The organism is Sorangium sp. So ce448 (assembly GCF_051520915.1).
GTDB lineage: Bacteria > Myxococcota_A > Polyangia > Polyangiales > Polyangiaceae > Sorangium > Sorangium cellulosum_B.
The window spans coordinates 10814332-10833267 of the sequence record NZ_CP150343.1 but is presented as its reverse complement, the minus strand read 5'-3'; the positions used below and the strand labels follow the sequence as shown (position 1 = coordinate 10833267).

Annotated in this window: 14 protein-coding genes; 5 read left to right on the top strand and 9 right to left on the bottom strand. The window is 70.5% G+C overall.

What is annotated here, in order from left to right; all coding sequences use genetic code 11:
* The first annotated feature begins 64 nt into the window (after nt 1-64).
* From WMF45_RS40885 to WMF45_RS40875, 3 genes are all read left to right on the top strand, one after another.
* Entirely contained in the window at nt 65-4681 is a 4617-nt protein-coding gene (locus tag WMF45_RS40885; protein WP_437711561.1) for a capsule biosynthesis protein CapB, read from the top strand.
* A gap of 106 nt (nt 4682-4787) precedes the next feature.
* Nucleotides 4788-5375 carry a Uma2 family endonuclease gene (locus WMF45_RS40880; protein WP_437711559.1) on the top strand — a complete coding sequence of 196 codons (588 nt, stop codon included), beginning with the start codon at nt 4788-4790 and terminating at the stop codon, nt 5373-5375.
* A gap of 120 nt (nt 5376-5495) precedes the next feature.
* A complete protein-coding gene (locus WMF45_RS40875; protein ID WP_437719630.1) occupies nt 5496-6101 on the top strand; it encodes a Uma2 family endonuclease in 606 nt (201 codons plus the stop codon).
* 174 nt (nt 6102-6275) lie between these two features.
* On the opposite strand, the gene WMF45_RS40870 is transcribed toward WMF45_RS40875, so the two are convergent.
* The 6 genes from WMF45_RS40870 to WMF45_RS40845 all read right to left on the bottom strand — a co-directional run bounded on the left by WMF45_RS40870 (nt 6276) and on the right by WMF45_RS40845 (nt 13731).
* Nucleotides 6276-7664, bottom strand: a complete 1389-nt coding sequence (locus WMF45_RS40870) for an IS1380 family transposase (protein ID WP_437711387.1) — start codon at nt 7662-7664, stop codon at nt 6276-6278.
* A 106-nt stretch (nt 7665-7770) separates the two neighbouring features.
* Nucleotides 7771-9852, bottom strand: coding sequence for a tetratricopeptide repeat protein (locus WMF45_RS40865; RefSeq protein WP_437711557.1), 2082 nt, complete (start codon nt 9850-9852; stop codon nt 7771-7773).
* An 8-nt stretch (nt 9853-9860) separates the two neighbouring features.
* On the bottom strand, nt 9861-11225 hold the full coding sequence (locus tag WMF45_RS40860; protein WP_437711555.1) for a hypothetical protein: 1365 nt from the start codon (nt 11223-11225) through the stop codon (nt 9861-9863).
* Nucleotides 11226-11432: 207 nt separating this feature from the next.
* Nucleotides 11433-12191, bottom strand: coding sequence for an NAD-dependent deacylase (locus WMF45_RS40855; protein ID WP_437711553.1), 759 nt, complete (start codon nt 12189-12191; stop codon nt 11433-11435).
* Between the two features lie 178 nt (nt 12192-12369).
* Nucleotides 12370-12732 (bottom strand): GFA family protein, encoded by a 363-nt coding sequence (locus WMF45_RS40850; protein ID WP_437711551.1) that lies wholly within the window; start codon nt 12730-12732, stop codon nt 12370-12372.
* Nucleotides 12733-12963: 231 nt separating this feature from the next.
* On the bottom strand, nt 12964-13731 hold the full coding sequence (locus WMF45_RS40845) for an SDR family NAD(P)-dependent oxidoreductase (protein WP_437711549.1): 768 nt from the start codon (nt 13729-13731) through the stop codon (nt 12964-12966).
* 84 nt (nt 13732-13815) lie between these two features.
* On the opposite strand from WMF45_RS40845, the gene WMF45_RS40840 reads away from it, so the two are divergent.
* Entirely contained in the window at nt 13816-14769 is a 954-nt protein-coding gene (locus WMF45_RS40840) for an ABC transporter substrate-binding protein (RefSeq protein ID WP_437711547.1), read from the top strand.
* A 27-nt stretch (nt 14770-14796) separates the two neighbouring features.
* Here WMF45_RS40840 and WMF45_RS40835 read toward each other — a convergent pair whose 3' ends face one another.
* A complete protein-coding gene (locus tag WMF45_RS40835) occupies nt 14797-15636 on the bottom strand; it encodes a hypothetical protein (protein WP_437711545.1) in 840 nt (279 codons plus the stop codon).
* Between the two features lie 139 nt (nt 15637-15775).
* Between WMF45_RS40835 and WMF45_RS40830 the strand changes: the two genes are divergently transcribed.
* A complete protein-coding gene (locus tag WMF45_RS40830; RefSeq protein ID WP_437711543.1) occupies nt 15776-16189 on the top strand; it encodes a hypothetical protein in 414 nt (137 codons plus the stop codon).
* A gap of 67 nt (nt 16190-16256) precedes the next feature.
* On the opposite strand, the gene WMF45_RS40825 is transcribed toward WMF45_RS40830, so the two are convergent.
* A complete protein-coding gene (locus WMF45_RS40825; RefSeq protein ID WP_437711541.1) occupies nt 16257-17441 on the bottom strand; it encodes an aldo/keto reductase in 1185 nt (394 codons plus the stop codon).
* 30 nt (nt 17442-17471) lie between these two features.
* Nucleotides 17472-18761, bottom strand: a complete 1290-nt coding sequence (locus WMF45_RS40820) for a putative metal-binding motif-containing protein (RefSeq protein ID WP_437711539.1) — start codon at nt 18759-18761, stop codon at nt 17472-17474.
* Between the last annotated feature and the right edge of the window lie 175 nt (nt 18762-18936).

Here is an 18936-nt window from a genome sequence, read left to right as displayed (position 1 = left end):
CGACGCAAGGCCGCCTCCGCCCTCGTGCGCGTCCCCTTCGCCCTCGCACGCTCCCGGAGGCGCCGTGAGCTCGCGCGAGTCGCCTGACTCCTGGACCGCCGCGCCGCGACCGATCGCGGAGGTCATCGAGGACAGCCTCCCCCAGATCGAGGTGCGCCTGCGCCCGCGCGCCATCGCCACGGTCGTCGCGCGCGTCACGGCCGACCTGGGCGACGAGGAGCACCCGAGGCCCGCGCTGCTCGCCGCGCTCGCCCGGTGCGCCGACGGCGCGGCCGCCGAGGTCGACCGGCTGCGCAGCGCCGAGTCCGCGCTCGTGCTCGCCTACCAGTCGGCCGCCACCCCCGCCGAGCGGCGCGAACTCCTCGCCCGGCAGCTCCGCGTCTGGGCGCGAGAGCGCGAGCAGCGCGAGAGCCGCGGCGCCGCCTCCCTGCTCGGCTGGGTCGCCGCGCGCGTCGGGCGGGCCGGCGACCTCTCGGCGCTCGGCCGCAGCCTCGACCTCGAGGCGGCCCAGGAGCGCTTCGCCACCGCCATCGCCGACCGCCTCGACGAGATCGAGGTCGCCTACCACGCCCTCACCCACCTCGCGAAGCACCTCGACGACCCGTCCGACGCGGTGCACGTCGCCCGCGACGGCGGCGTCCTCCGGCTCGCCATGGCGCACGCCGAGCCGAGCCGCCCCGCGCCCGTCCGCCGGGCCGCGCTGCTCGCCGCCGTCGCCCTCCTGCACCGCCTCCCGGCGCGCGAGCGGCTCGGCCACCTCGGGCTCGACGCGGCCCGCTCCGTGCTGGCGTGGTCGCGCGGGGTCAACGCGTCCCGCTGGGTGCAGATCGCCGCCCTCGAGATCGGCGTCCTCCTGTTCCCCGACGAGGCGTTCTCCCTGCTGGCCGAGCGCCTCCGCGCGCGCGACGCCGCCGACAAGGACGGCCCCATCCTCCGCCGCAACGCCCTGCGCCTCCTCGGCGCGGCGGCGCGCCCGTCCGCTCCGGTGATCCCGCTCGACCGCGCGGCGCGCCTCGCCGGCGCCCCGCGCCGCTGGAACGGCCCGCAGGCCAGCCGCGCCAGCCGCTCGAGCATCGCGCCGGAGGCCGCCGCCTCCGGAGGCGCCCACGAGGGCGAAGGGCCGCCCGACACGCCCGCGCCCGACTCGGCGCCCCGGCTCAGCGCCGATCCCGCGGCCGGCGCGCCGCCTGCCCGCGTGGCGCCCGCGAGCGCGGACCCGCTCGCCATCGCGCTGCTCGCCCGCGATGACCCGAGCGAGCACGTCCGCCAGGAGCTCGTGCGCCAGCTCGTCGAGCTCGGCGGCGCGGAGGCCCTCACGGCGCTCGTCGAGCTCGCCGAGGGCGACGGGTCGCCTCGCGTCCGCGGGTACGCGCTGCGGGAGCTCTCGCGGCACGCGACCGACCACGCGGACGCCGCCCCGTTCGCCGAGCGCGCCGTCCGGTTCGCCCTGGCGAAGCCAGGCCCGCCGCTCGCGTCCCGCGCGGCCCTCGAGGCGGTGCGCACGCTCTGCGCCGGGCCCTACGCCCCGCTGCCTCCGGGGACCTTCGTCGAGCTGCTCGCCGAGTTCGCGAGCCGCCCGGCGATCTCGCCGGACCTGTCCGACGACGCCGCCGCCGCGCTGCGGCTGCTCGAGGTCGAGAGCCGCCCGATCGCCGAGCACATCCGCCAGACGCTCCTCGCCGCGGCGTCGGAGCTCCTGGAGGGCGAGAGCGCGCCGGTCGAGCTCCCGGCCGACGCCGAGCCCAGGGACGTCGAGCGCGCGCTCGTCGTCGCGTCGCGCGGCGACATGACGTACACGCTGCGGCGCCGCGGCCGGGGGCGGTACCTGCTCACGCGCGGCGAGCCGCGCGGCTTCCGCCTCTGGCGGCTCATCCACGAGATGCGCACGCCGATGCCGGACAAGCGCAAGGGGTGGATCCACACGAGCGGCCGCCTGTTCGCGGGCGAGCTCGTCGCTCCGCCGGTCGGCATGGCGGAGGTCACGCCGACGCGCGTGCCGGGCGAGCGCCACGTCTACCCGCCCGTCGGCGGCTGGGGGCCGTTCGTCCCCCGCATCGACGACCTGCTCGTCGCCGCCAGCCTGACCCAGCGCGAGATACGCCTCATCACGGCGCGCGGCACGGTCACGGTGCGCGGCCCGGCCAAGCTCGCGCACCGGCTGCGCGCCCGCGCCCTGCTCACGCTGCGCTACGACCGCTACGCCCAGGCCCGCATGCGCGCGCTCGTGGCGCAGGAGCCGGCCGAGCAGAAGAAGTTCACGCTGATGACGGGCGAGCTCGGCTTCACGGTCGCGCTCGGCGACACCGGGGGCGAGGTCGAGGGCCGCGCGTACGCGATCGAGCCGCACCTGCCGGGCAAGTACCTCGCGGTCGCGCTGCCGCCTTTGCTCCAGAGCGGCCGCGACTGGCTCGCCGGCCCCTCGGTGCCCGTCTGGATCGACGGCTTCTTCTCGTACCTCGTCTCGCCGGCGGGCAACGTCCCGACGCAGCTCGCGTGGATCGTGTTCCTCGTCCTCGCGTACATGGTGCTGCGGGCCGCGTGGATCGCGGCGCAGATCGAGCGCGCGCGCGCGGGCATCCCGCTCACGATCGGCGGCTGGGGGACGCGCGGCAAGAGCGGCTCGGAGCGGCTCAAGGCCGCGCTGTTCCACGCGCTCCGCTACGACGTCGTCGTGAAGACGACCGGCTGCGAGGCGATGTTCATCCACGCCATGCGCGACCTGCCGGCGCAGGAGATCTTCATCTACCGCCCGTACGACAAGGCCACGATCTGGGAGCAGCGGAACATCCTCACGGCCGGGCGGAACCTCCGCGCCCAGGTGTTCCTGTGGGAGTGCATGGCGCTCCAGCCGCTCTTCGTGGACACGCTCTGCTCCGAGTGGATGCGCGACGAGATCACGACGCTGACGAACGCCTACCCGGATCACGAGGACATCCAGGGCCCCGGGGGCGAGGACGTCGCCCGGGTGATCGCGCGCTTCATGCCCACGGACGGGCTGTCGTTCACGACGGAGGAGCAGATGCTCCCGCTGCTCAAGGACCAGGCGCAGCGGAAGGGGACGAACCTCGTCGCGATCCCGCCGATCGACGCGGACCTCCTGCCGGTCGACCTCCTGGATCGGCTCCCGTACCAGGAGCACCCGCGCAACGTGGCGCTGGTGCTGGCGCTCGCGGACCATTTCGGCGTCGACCGCGAGTTCGCGCTCGTCGAGATCGCGGATCACGTGATCCTCGATCTAGGCGTCCTGAAGACGTACCCGACGGTGCAGTACCGGGGGCGGAAGCTGACGTTCTCGAACGGGATGAGCGCGAACGAGCGCGCCGGGTTCATGTCGAACTGGACGCGGCTCGCGTTCGACAAGCACGACATGGACGCGACGCCCGGCAAGGCGACGGTGATGGTTGTGAACAACCGCGCCGACCGGGTCGCGCGGTCGCGCGTGTTCGCGCAGATCATCGTCGAGGACATCGGGGTCGATCACGTGGTGCTGATCAACTCGAACCTCGGCGGGATGATGCAGTTCATCACCGAGGGGCTCGACGCCCGGCTCCGGGACATGGTGATCACGGGCGACGGGGGCAAGGAGCGCGCGCTCGAGCGCTTCGACGAGCAGATGAAGAAGCTGGGCATCCCGGCGCGGGCGGGCGCCTTCGAGGAGGATCTCACCCGGATGCTGCGCGCGCTGCCCGCGATCGACGAGGCCGCGGCGGCGGCCATCGTGGGCGGCCCCGGGGTCGCGGGGAAGAAGGGGGAGCCCGAGGCGATCGAGGCGGCGGTGAAGCAGGCGCTGGAGGCGCACGCGCCGCCGGCGGGCGAGGACGACATCCGCCCGGACATCATCCACCACGCCGCGCGGCTGTCGCGGCGGCTCGCCCGCCGCGACAAGGCGCGCGCGGAGGTGGAGGCGGCGCTGTCGCGGGGCGCGGACGCCGAGGCCAACCAGGCGTTCCGCGCGGCGTTCCGCGAGCTGTGCCTCGATCGCATCGCGGTGCTGTGGAACGCCGACGCGAAGGGGGACAAGGTGATCGACTTCATCACGCGCGAGATCCCGCCGGGGTTCGACGCGCGGCTGATGGGGTCGCAGAACATCAAGGGGACCGGGCTCGACTTCGTCTACCGGTGGCTCTCGATGGATCGCGTGAGGACGGCGATCGAGCGGATGCAGAGCAACGCGTCGGCGCGGCGCGAGGTGCTGACGTTCTTCCTGTCGTACTCGGATTTCGGCCTGATCGATCTGCGCGAGGCGCTCGCCGCGACGCGCGCGGCGAAGGAGCAGGGCGGCGCCGGGTGGGCGGAGCACGCGAACCTGATCGACGGGGCGATCCGCAGGCTCGAGGCGCTCGACAAGGAGAAGACGGCGGCGCTCGTGGTGACGGGCAAGACGGGGGTCGGGACGAAGGTGCTGCTCCGGGTAGAGCAGTTCGTCGACCACATGGACTCGGTGCGTCGGACGCGGTGGGCGAAGATCGTGATGGACGACCTGTTCGCGATGCGCATCGGCCACGGCCAGGCCGCGCTGCTGCTGCGGGAGATCGTGGGCCGGCAGAAGGGCGGCTGGCTGGCGAAGGATCTCGCCAAGTGGGTGGAGAAGCGCAGGGCGTGGCTGGAGAGCCGTCGGAAGAAGCAGCCGAAGAAGGCCGAGCCGGCCGCGCCGGCGGGGGCGGCGGCGGAATCAGGGTAGGGGTGTAGGGGCGTAGGGGGAGCAGGGGAGACGCGCCGGGGGCGCGTTGCAGGCGGCAGGCGGGTGCCTCGCCCCGGAGGGGCGGATGCCCTAAGCTGTCCGTGAGATGGGACATCCTGCCAGGCGCACCGGGCTCTCGCCCGCGGAGTACCTCGCGTTCGAGCGGGCTTCCGAGCAGAAGCACGAGTACGCGAACGGCGAGATCTTCGCGATGTCAGGCTGCACCCGGGCGCACAGCCTGCTGGCCGGGAGCATCCAGCGCGAACTCGGCAATGCGTTGCTCGAGCGCGCCTGCGAGGTCCACACCTCCGACATGCGCGTCAAGATCACGCCCACGGGGCGCTATGTGTATCCCGACGCCTCCGTCGTCTGTGGCGATCCCGTGTTCGAGGACGCAGAGATCGACACGCTCCTCAACCCGAACGTCATCGTCGAGGTGCTCTCCGATTCGTCGGAGGCCTACGATCGCGGCGACAAGTTCGCGCAGTACCGGAGCGTCCCCTCGATCGCGGAGTATGTACTCGTCTCCCAGAAGGAGGTGCGCATCGAGCACTTCCAGCGGCAGCCGGACGGCCGGTGGCTGCTGTCGATCCTGGGCCCCGGCACGCGGCTCGAGCTCGAGTCGGTCGGCGTCGTGATCGACGTCGATCGCGTCTATCTCAAGGTGCCGCTCGCGCCTTCCGCGAGCGATTGAGCTGTGTGCCTCGAGAGGCGCCGGGCGCATTCTCGATCTCCGCGAGGCGCTCGCGGCGGTGCGCGGCCAAGGAGCAGGGCGGCGTCGTGGGGTTGAAGCGTGCTATCCTCGCAATCCGTGATGGCTGGCGCCGCCGTTGCTCGGGACAGCTCGGACCGCCTCAGCGATGAGGCGTGGCTGGAGCTCGCCGAAGACGAGCCGGGCGAGCTCGTCGGCGGCGCGCTCGTGGAGGAAGAGGCGCCGGACTGGATCCACGAGACCGCCGTCATGTGGCTCATCCGGGTGCTCGGCGCGTGGGCGGCGGCCCGCGGCGGCTTCGTGGCCGGCTCGGAGCTCAAGTACCTCCTCCGCAAGGGCAGCGGGCGCAAGCCGGACGTCTCCATGGTGCTGCCCGGGCAGAGGCCCCCGCCGCGGCGCGGGCCCATGCGGCGCCCACCGGACGTGATGATCGAGGTGGTCTCGCCGCAGCCGCGCGATGTCCACCGCGACCGCATCGAGAAGCTGCGCGAGTATGCGGCGTTCGGCGTGCGCTGGTACTGGCTGCTCGATCCGGCGACGAGGATGCTGGAGATCTACGAGCTCGGGCCGGACGGGCGCTATGTGTGGGCGCAGGCAGCCGCGGGCGGGCGCGTCGAGGCGGTGCCGGGGTGCGACGGGCTGGTGGTCGACCTGGACGAGCTCTGGGGCGAGCTCGACCGGCTGGGGGAAGAGGAGCCGGCCGAGTAACGTTCTCCGGCTCAACGTGGATTTCGCGCCCACGGGGCACCAGTGGTGCCGACGGCGACGCGCGAGCGGCGTTCCGCCGACGAATGCGACGCCAATTACAACTGCGCGTTCCCAACGCGTCGCGAAGGCACACGCCCCCCTTACCCCCCGCAATGACTTTGGCTGGTTCCAAGCTCAATTGAGCTGGCGAGCGAGCTGCGAGCGCTCTGGCACGTGCAGGGTCGTGCCCCGACCCGACCGGGCCAACCTTCCCGGGACGAGGATCAGCGCGCGGCGCAGCCACGGCGTTCGCCAGCTCGCGAGGTGCGGAACATGGTCGAGCACATACCGGCGCATCAGGTTGGCGGTCAGGAGCTTCAGCAGCAGCGCGGCATGATTGGCGTTGAAGCTGTGGCTCGGCACGCGGCCGCAGCCCCACCCATGCTTGAGATCGCCGATGAGCGGCTCGATGCCCGCGCGCAGGTCATACCGCGCCGCGACGTCTTCCGGCGCTTCGACCGGCTCGTTGGTCAGGAAGACCTGCACCGTGTAGTCGAGGTCCTCCCAGAGGTAGATCTGCTTGCCATTGTACCGATCGCGTGTTCGTACGGCGATCACGCGGACGCCATCCGGCCAACCGCTGCGCCGGAAGGGGACCTCGGCGACCTGTCGTCGAGGACGACCATCGGCATCCCAGTCGATGGTACGCCATCCGGTGGCGTAGGCGACCATGCCCACCAGATCGGGGCTCATCCGCGCCTTGGTCAGGAAAAAGCATCCCTTCGCGGCGACGGCGTGCATCAAGGCGCTGCAATCCCCCGCTCCGTCGATCCGCACGTAGATGGCCGCGCTCGGCGCTGCGGCGCGCGCCCGGTCGATGCACTGCTCGACGAAAGGCACATCGGCTTCGCCGAAGCTCGTGTCACCCGGTCGCAGCTTGGCTCCGACGACGGCGTCGGCCTCGGCGATGCGCGCCAGGATCGGATGATAGCTCGGCCGGCCGTGGTATCGCGGGTTCGGGCCTGGAAGCGCCCCCTCCTGCATCCCGAAGAGCGGCTCCACGGTCGTGTCGACGTCGAGGTGCACGAATCGGTGCTTTCGCCGCGCAATGAGGGCGAGCCCGTGGTCGACGACCATGCCGTGCAGCGCTTCAACCGCCTCCTCATCGAAGCGGCACAGGTCCCGGTAGACGGTGTCGATGCTCGGGACGACCCCGCCGGCGAGGCGTACGAAGAGCGGATCGACGGCGAGCGCCTCGATGCCGAAGACGCGCTCCTCGCCGGCGAGCGCGCTGTCCATGAGCAGGCGCATCTGCGCGGCCATCGGGTAGATCACCGAGCGGCCCGTCTTCAGCCGGGAGAACCTGCGCCTCAAGGCCGCGTCGACGCCGAGCTGCCGGATGAAAGCGCCGAACGGGGCAAGCCCTGCGACGCCGGTCAGGTTCTTCTCCGTCGGTTCGACGTGGATTCTGCATGGGTCTGGCCGCCGGATTCGCTCCTGGTGCCGCCCGTCGCCTTTCCTCTTGAACCCGAGTTCGCGCCGGCGCACCTTGCAGGTGCTCGGCGTGTGCCTTCGTTTGGTCATAGCAACCCGGACGGGTCGCCACGCCGAGCCTTTCTTTCAAGGCGTTCCGTTTACGGCGTCGAATTTCTCACGCCTCGGACCGGCATCGTAGGCGCGAAATCCACGCTCAGTCACCGGACGGGTCGTTCCGCGAATCGGGGACGAGCTTCTCTAACAGGTCGAGCCGACCGATGCTCGCCCAGGCCGCACGCGCAGCTTCCACGTGTTTGCGGCGGAGATCTGCGTCGGTGGCGATGCGTGCCAGCCTCTCGTGCGCGGAGCCGATTGAGTACGGCACCGAGAGGTGCTGGAAGAGTCGCAGCGCCTGCTCGTAGCAAGCCCGAGCTGCCTCATGGTCGGATCGGGCGCGTGCGACGTCACCAAGGTCTCGGATGCAGTTGGCCTCGGCGAACACGTTGCCAACGCGGCGGTAGAGCGGTAGCGCCTGCTCGAAATACGTGCGCGCCTGTTCATGAGCCGAGTGTCGCAGCGCGATGAACCCAAGGCCCTGGACGCAGTTGGCCTCGGCGAACACGTTGCCAACGCGGCGGTAGAGCGGTAGCGCCTGCTCGAAATACGTGCGCGCCTGTTCATGAGCCGAGTGTCGCAGCGCGATGTCTCCGAGACTCATGATGCAGTTGGCCTCGCCGAGCACGTCGCCGATGCGACGGTAGAGCGGAAGCGCCTGCTCGAAATGAGCGCGCGCCTGCTCGTGGTCTGAGCATTCCAACGCGATGACCCCGAGGCTATGGATGCAATTGGCTTCCCCGCGGACATTGCCAATGCGACGATACAGTTGGCGCGCGTCCTTGAAACAGGCGAGTGCCTGCTCATGAGCCGAGCGTCGCAGCGCGATGTTTCCGAGACTCATGACGCAGTTGGCCTCGCCGAGCACGTCGGCGATGCGGCGGTAGAGCGGAAGCGCCTGCTCGAAATGCGCGCACGCGTGCTCGTGGTCTGAGCGTTGTAGTGCAATTCCCCCGAGACTCATGATGCAGTTGGCCTCGCCGAGCACATTGCCGATGCGGCGGTAGAGCTGCAGCGCCTGCTCGAAATGCGCTCGCGCCTGCTCGTGATGCGAGCGTTCTAGGGCGATTCGTCCGAGACGCAGGATGCAGTTGGCCTCACCGAGCGCATCGCCGATGCGACGATAGAGCGGAAGCGCCTGCTCGAAGTACGTGCGTGCCTGCTCGTGGTCTGAGCGGTTCAATGCGATGTCCCCGAGGCTCTGGACGCAATTGGCCTCGCCGAGCACATCACCGATGAGGCGATGGAGTGGAAGCGCCTGCTCGAAGTACGTGCGCGCTTGCGCGTGGTCCGAGCGTTTCAAGGAGATGTCCCCGAGGCTCTGGATGCAGTTGGCCTCGCCGAGCACGTCGCCGATGGGACGATAGAGCGACAGCGCCTGCTCGAAATTCAGGCGCGCCCGCTCATCATCCCAACGGTGCAGCGCGACGAGGCCGATGGTATGCAAGCTATCGGCCTCGCCCTTTGCCTCGTCCGCGGACCGATATGCCTCCAATGCGCCCTGCAGCGCGACGTCTGCCTCGTCGTACCGATAGGCATCCAGCAACGCGTGGCCAAGCCGAAGCCGCAGTCTTGCACCCTCGAGATCGCCGTGCCCCGTCCGCCGCTCAACCATGCCCTGCAGCAGCGCAGCGAGCCGAGCGACCTCGGCCTGTGCCTCCTCCAGGCCCGCATTCGACGGCGGCAGGTGCGCGTGCTCCCTCTTTTCTAGCTGCACATGCGGCTCCCCACCAGCCCCCACGCTGATCTCGAACTGTCGCCACGTGAAGAGGTCCGGTGCGCTTCGAAGCAGCGCATCGAACACCTCGTCCGACGCCATCAGCACGAGCGGCCCCGGCACGAGCCGCGGCAGGAGATCCCTTGCGAAGTTGAGCTCGGCCAGCGCCGGGGAGACGCGCGCGCCCGCGTCGCATTGCTCAAGCCCTACAAGGACCACCGCCGTCCGCCCCGCGCCGCCAAGGCCGAGCTTCTCCAGCTTGTCGAACGGCCGCTCCGCTGCGCCGAGCGTGACCAAGAGGACGTCGGGCATCCCGTCGCGCCCTGACCACGCTCGGAAGCGATCGAGCAGCTCGTCCCGCGCCGGACCTGGGGGGACGTGCACGAGGATCAGCGCGAACGACTCGCTCCAGGCGACGGCCCGCCAGAGCGCGTCCACCCTGCCGTCCGCGTCGATGTCGAGCACGACGCCGTTCAGCCCCCGGCAGGCGCGCTGCGCGCCTGCCGGAACGCGTGCGTCCGCCGCGCGAACGGATGCACATCATACCAGGTCTCCCCGTTGTACTCGAGCACGACGAGCTCGTAGAGCAGCCACTGGCGCGCCTCGTCGTCGAAGGCGCCCGGAAAAGAACCCGTGTTGACGATGTGGTGGAGCTCAGCGAGGAACGATCGGCCCTGGAGCAGCCGCTCCATGTTGCCCACGAACTCCTTGATCACCCCGTCGATCTCCGTACGTGTCAGCCGGAGCTCGGGCTTCATGAGCGCGCCCTGCGTCACGATGCGGAGCAGATCGCGCAGGCAGCCGCCAGACTGGACGATCGCGTGACGGAGCGCGTCGTCATCGGCGAACACGACCGAGCAGTCGATCCGGCGCGCGAGCATCCTGCGGAGCGCCGCCACACCCGCCTCGTCGGGGATTTCGGCGCCGGTCCCCCGGGCGCGGACGGCGATCATGGGCAAGACGACATCGTTCGGGGCGCGGTAGACGTGGCGGAGGCGCCCCTGGGTGAAGTGCAGCGAGACGGGGATCGTGACGATGAGGTGAACAGGGACGTTCTGGATCAGCGGAAGCTGCTCCAGGAAGAAGAGATCGTGTGTCGTGCGCTTTGTGCCGTCGTCGAGCTGAAGTCGCTCGATGCGCTCCAGGTTGTCGGCGATGATGACGAGATCCTCGACGTCCTGCTTCACGAGATGAGAGCGCACGTCCTGGATCAGATCGCCGAGCCCCTCGATCAGCGATGTCACATGATCGCGGCTCGCCTCGCGGTAGCGCTGCTGCAGGCCGGGCGACGTCTTGAGCGACAGCTTGAGCTTGGCCACACCCGCGGGGATCTCTGCGTCGAGGGAGATACCCAACCCTTTCACCCAGGATAGGACCTCTTTCCACACCTTCCTTGCCGTGGTCGATGTTCGCGCATAAGGACCGAGCACCTCGTCATCCAGGATCGCCGAGAAGATTGCCGTGATGAACTCCGGAAGTTGGATATCCCGGACGTCGAGGTATTCCTGTAGATCGACCACGACGGCGTGAAAGCTCTGGCCTTGTCTGTCCTTTTGCAGCTCGCCGGCGAGCCAGCGGAGCTCGGTCGATTTCCCGCTGCCGGGGTGTCCACTGAGGAGCTGGACCTGGTAGTCGCCGCGGAGCGAGCCCCGAATGCACTCCTCCATCCGCTGGATGCGGTTGCCGCCGCGCACGCTCGAGAGATCCTCTCGCAACGCCAGCAGGTCCTTGCCGACCAGGTCGAACCGGGGATTGCAGGCAGCGCGGACCGAGCGCGCATCCCGGGCCGGGAGCTCGAGCTGGTCGGTCAGGACGATCGATTCGAAGCGGGCAGCCATGATGCGGTGCACCTTGCCGCAACCGGGCCCGGGCCGCTAGGCGGACTCGGGTTGGCGATGAATGTTGAATAATTACATATGGTTGGCTAGTGTTGTCGCCATGGCCGGCGGCGCCGTGAGCCACAGCCTTGCGCACCGCCGCCCCGCGCAGGCCATGCTGTCGTCTGGCGGCAGGCCGAGCAGCTGCCACGCAGCGCGCGAAACCGGTCAGCTGCCGGGCTCGATGCGGGAGAGGATCCCCTCCAGCGCCTCGACAGCGAGCATCGGGAGCCGCACCGAAACGGCGGTGGAGATCGCGGTGAGCGCCGGGTTGATCTCGATGGTCGGAACCCCGGAGTGCGCGGCCTCCAGGACCGGCCTCGTGATGTAGGGGAACAGGCTCGACGTCCCGATCGAGACGACAACGTCGAAGCCCCGCGCGAGCTCCCTCCGGAGGATCTCGACCTTCTCCAGGGGGAGCATCTCCCCGAAGAGGACGACATCGGGCCTGAGCACGGCGGCGCACGCCGGGCAGCGCGGGCGCGGGGCGAGCTCCGCGTAATCGTCGACGTGCGCCTCGTAGGGGCAGCGCGTGCAGAGGATGCGGTGGAGATCTCCGTGGATGTCGATGACGTTCGTGGAGCCTGCGCCGCGGTGAAACCCGTCGACGTTCTGGGTGAGCACCCAGCAGCGCGCGAGGCGGCGCTCGAGCCGGGCGATCGCCGCGTGCGCCGCGTTGAGCCGCGCGCCGCGGCACGCGCGCTCGATCTGGTGCACGTACTTCCACGTGACCTCGGGGCGCCGCTGGAACATCTCGCCGGAGAGCGCCTCCTCGATGGCGATCCCCTCGTCGGTGGCCTTCTCGCCGTAGAGCCCTCCGATCCCGCGGTAGGTCGGGATGCCAGAGGCCGCGGAGACCCCCGCGCCGGTGATGAAGAGGGCTGAGCGGGCCGAGGCCAGGAGCGCGCTTGCTCGTTCGATCGACATCGGGCGCCAGTCTACCCGTGTCGCCCGGGCTCGCGCCTGCGGATTGGCCAGGGGCGCGAGCGGGAGGTGCGCTGGCGCAGGGCCGGCGGTGGTCGGCCGCGGCACCGCCCTCCGGGCCCGTGGCCCGGTGCGCTGGCGGCGGCCGCGGCCGCCGCGGACCCGGCCAGCCGGCGCGCGACTACAGGCTCTTCCCGTCGACTTTCATGGTCTTGAGCGCGTCGATATCGACGTCGTCCAGACAGCGGACGTTGATGGCGCACATCTCCTGTCCGTTGGGACCGACTCCCCGCGCGAACGACTCGACGCCGCAGATCGAGCAGAACACATGGTGAATGACCTTCTTGTTGAACTGGTAGTCGGTGAGAACGTCGCCACCCTGCTTGAGCGTGAGCTGGTCCACCGGCGCGAAGGCCAGCATCGCGCCCAGCTTCGAACAGCGCGAGCAGTTGCACATGATCACGGGACTGCTCAGGTCCACCTTGACCTCGTAGCGAACCTTCCCGCAGTGACAGCCACCTGTATAGGTCTTGAGCTCCGTCATGCGCGCATGGTGCCACAAGGAGCTGGCCGCGTGACGCAAAAATGCGATGTGTCGTGGCGGGTCACGCGGGTTACGCGGGTTACGTCTGCGCAAAAGATGTTCCGCGCCGAGGCAGCGCAGCGGCAGGTCGCCGGCGCCGGTCTCGGCCGCGCTGCATTGCATTCTGTCGGAAACTTTTCTCGGCTCAGGCTGTCCAACGACGCCGCTTCTCGGCGAGGGGCCGTGCCCCGCCTACTGCTCCTCGTAGTTCCACGTCAGCCCGCCATCGACGAAGTACGTCGAGCCGGTCACGTAATCGGCGTCCGCCGAGGCGAGGAACACGGCGAGCCCGGCCACGTCCTCCGGCTTTCCCAGGCGGCCCAGCGGGATCTGGCCGAGCAGCGCGCTCAGCTTGTCTCGATCCTTGAGCAGAGCGGCATTGATCTCCGTCTCGATCGCGCCCGGCGCGATGGCATTCACGGTGATCCCGGTGCCGCGCAGCTCCACGGCGAGCGTGCGCGTGAGCATGCGGACGCCCCCCTTGCTGGCGCAGTACGACGCGAAGTGGGGAAACGGCAGATCCTCGTGGACCGAGCTGATGTTGATGATCTTGCCGGGGCGCCCTGTCTCGCGCAGGTGACGGACCATCGCCTGGCTCCCGAAGAACACCGCTTTGAGGTTGGTGTTCATGACCGCGTCGTAGTCCTCCTCGGTCACCTCCCAGAACGGCGCCCGCTTCTCGAGTCCCGCGTTGTTGACGAGCACGTCCAGCCGGCCGAAGCGCGCGACGGCCTCCTGGATGAGCCCCTGCACGCTCTGGACGGAGGCGACGTCGACGGCGAACAGATGACCTCGCCTTCCTGCGGCCTCGACCTCTGCGAGGGCTTCCTCGGCGCCCTCTTTGCTCTTGTGGTACGTGAGCGCCACGTCGGCGCCTTCCCGGGCGAACCGGACAGCGATGCTGCGGCCGATGCCCCGGCTGCTCCCTGTGACCAGCGCGATCTTGCCTTGCAGTCTCATGGGGACCTCCTGTCTTCACCAGTATTGTGCCGACCACGAGCCTTGTGCGCCCCGCGGGGATCGCCAGGAGATAGAATACCGCGCATGCGCATCGCCTCCCTGCTGCCGTCCGCGACCGAGATCGTCTGCGCGCTGGGCGCGCAGAGCGAGCTCGTCGGTGTCTCTCACGAGTGCGACTTCCCCGAGGGGCTGACCGGCCTCCCGGTGCTCACGCGCCCGCGGCTCAGGCCGGCGCGCTCCAGCCGGGAGATCGACGCCGCGGTCCGCGACGTCCTCCGGGACGCGCTCGCGGTCTATGACATCGATCTGGACGCCCTCCGGGAGGCGCGGCCGGACGTGATCGTGACGCAGGACCTCTGCGACGTCTGCGCGGTCTCGTTCGATGACGTCCGCGCGGCCGTCGCCCGCCTTGCGCGGCGGGACGTGCGCATCATCAACCTGCACCCGACGCGGCTCGACGACATCTGGGCCGACATTCGCCGCGTCGCCGAGGGGATCGGCCGCGCGGCGGGCGGCGAGGCGCTCGTCGAGCGGCTGCGCGCGCGCGTCGCCGCCGTCGCCGCGCGCGCGGCCGCGGCGACGGGCAGGCCGCGCGTGCTCGCGGTCGAGTGGATCGAGCCTGTCATGATCGGCGGCACGTGGATGCCGGAGCTCATCACCCTCGCGGGCGGGGAACCCCTCGTGACGCGGCCCGGCGAGCACGCGCCCACGCTCTCCCCGGCCGCGCTCGCCGCGCTCGATCCCGACGTGGTGATGATCAAGCCGTGCGGCTTCACCCTCGAGCGCACGCTCGATGAGCTCGATCTCCTCCCCCGTGTGCTGCCCTGGGCGACGTATCGGGCCGTGGCGCAGGGCCGCGTGTACATTGCAGACGGCAACGCCTTCTTCAATCGCCCTGGTCCCCGCATCGTGGAGTCGCTCGAGATCCTCGCGGCCTGCGCTCACCCGGGCCTGTTTGCCGATGCGCGCCGCGCGCATGCCCGGTCGGTGGTGCGGATCGACGCGGAGCTCCGGCGGCACGCTTTCGAAGACGAGTGACCCCGGCGCTCGACGCCTGCGGCTGTTCTATCGTGTGGCCCGGCCGGCCGCCCTGGACGCCGGCGGGCGCGCCGCCTGCCGCGCCGAGTCGAGCTCCTTGCGGAGCGCCGCGAGCTCACGCTCGAGGGCGGCGATCTGCTTCTGCTGCATCTGGATCGCTGCCACGGCCATGCTCGTGTACCCGTACAGGTCGACGTGGTCGCCGTCGCTCGCGACCGCCGGGCTCGCCGGATTGTCGTCGATGATGAACCCGAGACGCTCGCGGCCGTGCCCGCCCTCGTGGTTGTAACGCCAGGTCGCGAGCGGCGTGGCGACGAGCTCGTCGCGCACGCGCGCGAGCTCGGTCTCCTGCAAGTACCGGATATCGTGCTTGTACCGGGCGCGCGATCTCGGGCAACCCTCCGGCCGCTGCCTCGGATCGTCGCTCGTGCAGAGCAGCTGGGCGTTGCAGTCGTTCCCGGGATCGCACGTCGCGTCCGGTGCGGCGCACGGCCCCCCCTCCTTCTCGTCGGTGCATGGCTTCACCCCGTCGCGGGGCCGGTGCCCGCTGCACACCGGATCGCCGCACGTGAGATACCACCTCAGCTCCTCCGCCCCGCCGCCGGTCCCAGCGCCTGCGCCGCCGCTGCCATCCCCCGCGCCGCCGGTGCCGGCGCCCGCTCCGCCGCTGCCATCGGCCGCGCCGCCGGTGCCAGCGCCCGCGCCGCCGGTGCCGGAGCTCGGGCCGCCGGTGCCGGCGCTCGCGCCGCCGCTGCCCGTGTTCGCACCGCCGCTTCCGCTGTCCCCTCCGCCCGAATTGCAGCCTGCCGCTGCGGCGAACGCGAGCGCGCAGAGGAGCGCCATCGTCCCTGTACCGTGAATGCGCATGAGAGACCTCCTTGGAACGACTGTCCCTGACCCACCAGGGAGGATGTCGAACAAGGGCAGGAGGCGGCAAGAACCGTGCGCTGTCGGCCGTCTCCGCTTTCGCAGCGCGGGTGCTCGCTCCTCGGGTACCCTGGGCGGCATGTCTCCACGTCCCGCGCTGGCGTCTATCGCTCTCGTGACGGGCATCGCGCTGCTCCTGGGCGGCACCGCGCACGCGGCCTGCGTCCTCGCTGGCGTCGCGAAGAAGGGCGTTGTTCCGCCCGCGGATCGGGCTGCTCATCTCGCCTTCATCAGCTTCGCCCAGTGGACCGCAGGCGCGCTCGATGTGCTCGCCGCCCGCGGGCTGCGGCGAGGCGAGCCGTGGACGCGCGGGCCGCTGACGATCTCGGGGCTCCTCGTGATCGGCTGGGCAGGCGTGGCGCTTCCGCTGCTCCTCGACGCCTCGCTGACATTGCGGGCGATGCTCGCCCTCTACGCGGCCGCGCACCTCGGCATGCTGGTGGCCCTGTGGGGCCCGCGAGGAGCTCGCCTGGAAGTCGGCACGCCTCCGTGACCGAGAGCGGCGCGCGCCCGGCTCACCCGCCGAGGCGCCGCTCGCCGGGCCGGCGCGGGGCCCAGACTCAGTGTTTGCCGAGGCGCCTCACCTCTTGTCCTCCGAGCAGCGCGTGCGCCTCCGCCAGCACCTCGGGGATGCGGTGCCGCTGCGGCGCGCCCGCGAGGGCCTGCGCGAGGTCGAGCTCCCGCACGCGATCGGCGCGGTTCCCAGGGAACCAGTGGCCGCCGTTGCCAAGGAGGTTGTACCGCATCTTGCCGTAGGCCGTCATGTCGAGCGCGCGGGCGAGGTTGTACAGCCGCAGGATCTCGCGGATATTGACGTGCCCGGGGACGGCTTCCCAGTCGGGGAGGCCGACGTGCCATGTGTCGCGCCACGCGCGGCCGAGCACCCGCTCGAGCTCTTCGTCGATCCTGCGCAGGATCGGCGCCAGCGCGGCCTGCGCCGCGCCCTCGCCGTCGAGCAGCGGCAAGGCCTTCATGTGCTCGTCGAAGTCGGACGGGCGCGCGGCCCCGACGCTGATCGTGTGGACCTCGGGGCGAGCGAGGCAGAAGAGGTCGTTGAACACGATCGGCGAGAGCGGGTCGCAGAGCCGCACGAGCTTGTCGCTCGGCTCGTACAGCTTGCCCCCCTTGTCGGTGGGGCTGATGATGAAGACCCCCATGTCCTGCTCTGCCGCAGCCTGGATGGCAGGCCAGGCGAGCTGATTCACGTAGTACCAGTGCAGGTTGACGTAATCGCAGCGGCCGTCCTGCACCATGGCGGTGATCACGCGCGGCGCCGCGTGCGTCGAGAACCCCACCGCGCGCACGCGGCCTTGCCGCTTCAGCTCGAGCGCGGCGTCCAGGCAGCCACCTTTGCGCAGCGACCACGAGAGGCGCGTCTCGTCGTTGACGCCGTGGAGGGCGAACAGGTCGACGTGATCGAGGCGGAGGAGCTTCATCGACCGCTCGAACGTCGCAAGGAACTTCGCCGGATCCGCCTCGGGGCTGACCTTCGTCTGGACGATGAGCCGCTCGCGCGGCAGCGTCGGCAGGATCTTCCCGAGCTGCTCCTCGCTCGTGCCGTACCCTCGCGCGGTCTCGATATGATAGATGCCGAGCTCGAGCGCCCGCTCGATGCACGCCTCGAGGTTGCGCTGGCTCGCGGGCGAGACGGGGTCCTTGTCGTTCCAGGATTGCTGGTACCGCATCCCTCCGCACGAAAGGACAGGCATCTTGAGCTCGGTGCGACCGAAGCGGCGGTAGAGCATGCGTGTTGACCTCAGGCTCGGAAGGAAGGCTTACCGCAGGGTGCCACTCTTCCGCAGCCGTCGCAACGCGAGGAGGGCGAACGGCGAGGCGAGCGTCAGCAGCCGCCACGGGGACCCGCCGCGGGGGTCGCCGGCGTCGACGGCGCAACCGCCGCTGTCCGCTCCTCCCTCGTCCGGCGCGCCGCCGCCCGCGGAGCCCGCGGACGCAACGGCGCCGCCGGCGCTTCCCGCGCTTCCCGCGCTCCCCGCGCTCCCCGCGCTCACGGCCGTGCCGGCGCCGGTCCCGCTGCTGCACGTGCCGCTCGGGCAGCCCTCGCCGGGCGCGCAGAGGCCTGGATCCTCGTCGACCTCCCCGTCGCAGTCGTCGTCGAGCGCGTTGCACACCTCGGCGCTCGGTTCGCCGGGCGTGCACGACCCGGGGACGCACGCGGTCGCTTCCCGCGCGCACATCCCGACGCCGCACACCTCCCGCACGCCCTCGTCGATGCGGCCATCGCAGTCGTCGTCGGCGAGATTGCATATCTCGGTCGCGTCCGGGTGGACGTCGGGGGACCTGTCGTTGCAGTCGTTGGAGCTCGGCGCGTACCCCTCGGGGGGACACTTCGCCGTGACCGTCGCGCCGAAGAACGAGCCATAGCCGTCGCCGTCGGCGTCTTCATACTGCGTCGTGATCTCGAGCTCCTCGTCGATCTCTCCATCGCAGTCGTCGTCGGTCTCGTTGCAGGCTTCGACCTGATCGGGATGGATGTTGACGCTGTAGTCGTCGCAATCGCCGCCGCGCTCGGCGTGATCGGCCGGCCGGGTGCAATCGACCCTGGGCACGCTGGAGTCGCCGTAGCCGTCGGCGTCGCGATCGAGGTAATACGTCGTCCCGGTGCATCCGTAGGCAAACGCGGCGTCGGCGGACGAAGCGCCGTCTCCGCGCGGGCCGTTGTCGCCGTTGGCCGCGAGGGCCCACACCCGGACGACGACCCCGCCCGGCGCGCCCGGCGCGATCCACTGCGCATCGAAGCGGACGACACCGCCGCTCGCCCGCTTCGGCGCGTCGTGGACGAGCTGGTGCTCGTCGATGAGCTTGGTGCCTTGACCGTTGATGGGGGAGAGCCGGCCTGTCTCGGTGAGGAGATAGATGCCCCCGGCGTTGATGTTGGCAGACCGGATCTGCACCTGCAGAGTCACCGTCTCGCCGGCCGCCGGGTTCTTGGGGCTATAGTCGATGGTGATACCTGGCTCCGCGCCGCCGGTGTGGCAGCCGTTGCACCCCTCCACCGCGAGCCCGGCGCGGCGGGCGTGGGCCTGCGGCGCAGCCAGGGTGGTCAAGAGGGCCAAGCTCACCGGGAGGACCGGTGAAATAAGCGATGTACTTCGCATGCGCCTCGCCGCGCAGTTCAGGCTCGCGAGCTCCGCGCGCTCCGCTGCGACGCTCAGGGATAGCTGCCCTCGCCGGGTGCGACAAGTGCATTTGCACGGAGTGTAAACTTGCGCCGTGACCATC

Coding starts and splice junctions, on each gene's coding strand:
- WMF45_RS40835 (WP_437711545.1), bottom strand. CDS start 15,636: ATGCGCATTCACGGTACAGGGACGATGGCGCTCCTCTGCGCGCTCGCG.
- WMF45_RS40875 (WP_437719630.1), top strand. CDS start 5,496: ATGGCTGGCGCCGCCGTTGCTCGGGACAGCTCGGACCGCCTCAGCGAT.
- WMF45_RS40825 (WP_437711541.1), bottom strand. CDS start 17,441: ATGCTCTACCGCCGCTTCGGTCGCACCGAGCTCAAGATGCCTGTCCTT.
- WMF45_RS40845 (WP_437711549.1), bottom strand. CDS start 13,731: ATGAGACTGCAAGGCAAGATCGCGCTGGTCACAGGGAGCAGCCGGGGC.
- WMF45_RS40860 (WP_437711555.1), bottom strand. CDS start 11,225: ATGGCTGCCCGCTTCGAATCGATCGTCCTGACCGACCAGCTCGAGCTC.
- WMF45_RS40855 (WP_437711553.1), bottom strand. CDS start 12,191: ATGTCGATCGAACGAGCAAGCGCGCTCCTGGCCTCGGCCCGCTCAGCC.
- WMF45_RS40870 (WP_437711387.1), bottom strand. CDS start 7,664: ATGACCAAACGAAGGCACACGCCGAGCACCTGCAAGGTGCGCCGGCGC.
- WMF45_RS40840 (WP_437711547.1), top strand. CDS start 13,816: ATGCGCATCGCCTCCCTGCTGCCGTCCGCGACCGAGATCGTCTGCGCG.
- WMF45_RS40830 (WP_437711543.1), top strand. CDS start 15,776: ATGTCTCCACGTCCCGCGCTGGCGTCTATCGCTCTCGTGACGGGCATC.
- WMF45_RS40880 (WP_437711559.1), top strand. CDS start 4,788: ATGGGACATCCTGCCAGGCGCACCGGGCTCTCGCCCGCGGAGTACCTC.
- WMF45_RS40850 (WP_437711551.1), bottom strand. CDS start 12,732: ATGACGGAGCTCAAGACCTATACAGGTGGCTGTCACTGCGGGAAGGTT.